At 53.2% G+C, this 2,173-nt stretch carries 1 protein-coding gene; it reads left to right on the forward strand.

Annotated elements, in window-relative coordinates; genetic code table 11:
• Positions 1-218 precede the first annotated feature (218 nt).
• Positions 219-1,478, forward strand: coding sequence for a nucleotide sugar dehydrogenase (locus EI28_RS12270; protein ID WP_048115223.1), 1,260 nt, complete (start codon positions 219-221; stop codon positions 1,476-1,478).
• Positions 1,479-2,173 lie beyond the last annotated feature (695 nt).

The following is a 2,173-nucleotide window of genomic DNA, read 5'->3' on the forward strand; positions in this document are numbered from 1 at the left end:
CATCTTCTCCTCACCGTGCGCGCCTGTTAGGACGGTCGTCACCCAGTCGTACGGCCCACCCTGGAAAATACTTCAGAATGCGGCCGGCTTCTCAAAGTAAGGTGTTCCGAACCGTAGTTTCCACTTCGTGCCATCCTATGTTAGCAGGAAGAATCATAGTCTTAAAGTAAAACCCGGGGAATATTCTACACTATCGGAACTTCCGGGAGTCCGTCAATATGGTTCAGAAATCAGTGAAGAATACAACTGTCTGCGTCGTCGGCCTAGGGTATGTCGGCTACCCTCTCGCTGATGCGTTCTCCCGTCATCTTAAAACGATCGGCTACGACCTCGATGCCGAAAAGATCGCCCGAATCAACGCCGAGCCCGGAAACAGGGTCACCGCCACCACGGACCCGGCCCTGATCCGTGAGGCCGATGTCGTGATCATCGCCGTCCCCACCCCGGTGACGAAGACCAAGGACCCCGATATATCCTACGTGGTCTCGGCGGCCGAGACCATCGGCCGGAACCTCAAAGACAGCGCCATCGTCGTCCTCGAGTCGACCGTTTACCCCGGTCTCACCGAGGAGGTCATGGTGCCGACCCTCGAGCGGGTCTCGGGCAGAACCTGCGGAAAGGACTTCTTCGTCGGCTACTCGCCCGAGCGGATCAACCCGGGCGACGCCGACCACACGCTGGAGAGGATCACGAAGATTGTTTCCGGCATGGATTCCGTGACCACCGAGCGCCTTGCCGCGCTCTACGGCCTCGTTACCAACGTCTACGTTGCCCGCGACATCCAGACCGCCGAGGCGGCGAAGGTGATCGAGAACGTCCAGCGGGACTTGAACATCGCCCTCATGAACGAACTCTCGATTATCTTTCAGAAGATGGGGATCGACACAAAAGCGGTCCTCGAGGCTGCGAGGACGAAGTGGAACTTCCACAACTACCGCCCGGGTCTCGTCGGCGGCCACTGCATCCCGGTCGACCCTTACTACCTAGTCTACAAGGCCGAGGAGCTTGGCTACCACCCGCAAGTGATCCTCGCCGGCCGGGCGATCAACGACGCCATGCCTAAGCACGTCGCCGAGATCGCAATCAAGGAGCTGAACCGGGCCGGCAAGGTGATCCGCGATTCAAAAGTTCTCATTCTTGGTCTGACCTACAAGGAGAATGTTCCCGACACCCGGGAGAGCCCGGTCGGGGAGATGATCCGCGAACTCAAGGAGTTCGACGTGGATGTCTACGGCCACGACCCGCTGCTTGCGCCCGGCGAGATCGAGCGATTCGGGGCGAAGCCAGTCGCCTCGCTCCAGGAGCTTGACAGCCCGGTGGACTGTATTATTGTTAATTCTCCGCACAGTGTCTTTGCGTCGCTGACGCTTGATGCGGTGCTTTCGATCTGCAACGGCAAGCCGATCATCGTAGACGTGACGGGGATGCTACAGAGGAATGACGGGTTGCGGGAAGGATGCATGTACTGTACGTTGTAGGTGGTAACGTCTCAGTTTTCTGGTATGCATGATCCGAGAAGGAATGGATGTAGATTCAAGGATCCCGGTCAAACATGGCAAGGAAGGAGCGAGTCAAAGGATCTATTAACAAGAGACATATATCGACTTCAATTAGGGGACGGTATTGGAAACCAAACAAAATTGAAATCGCATTGGCTCTCAAAACGAGGGGGACTGAAGGCAAGGAAATATCGGTACCAGGTCAAGGATACCAAAGGCAAATTGATCTCCATAACTGACGAAAGCACTCAAGTGGTTTTGATTGTTGTCGTCTGGAGGGTTTTAGCAAAGCTAACCTTCGACAGATATTAGAGGCCCATAATCCTGATTTTCCTCTCTACAAATCAATGTAAGATTCGAGGGCTATTCAACTTTTACGGAACTTTTGCTACACTACCCAGAACAGCCTCAAAGAGCGGCGGATTGATCTGACGTGCATGCAATTAAATTGAGGAAATATAACCTCTCACTGGGATAAATAATTAAGCAAAATACTCAATAACATTGCCGCTCTTCTGGAAGACTACGATCCGATTTTAATCCCAATTATTACTCCCTTTTCGCCTCAAATGTCGGTTTAGCTCGCGGCACTAAGAATCGATAAACAATATACGGTATAAGCAGCAAACGTACCCCTAGTTCCACAAACTCATACAAAAGAAAGTATGCAGCAA

Source organism: Methanoculleus sp. MH98A, from assembly GCF_000691865.1.
In the GTDB taxonomy this organism is placed as follows: Archaea; Halobacteriota; Methanomicrobia; order Methanomicrobiales; family Methanoculleaceae; genus Methanoculleus.

Excerpts from the sequence above, each read along its gene's own strand:
- EI28_RS12270 (WP_048115223.1), top strand. The coding sequence starts at position 219 with ATGGTTCAGAAATCAGTGAAGAATACAACTGTCTGCGTCGTCGGCCTA.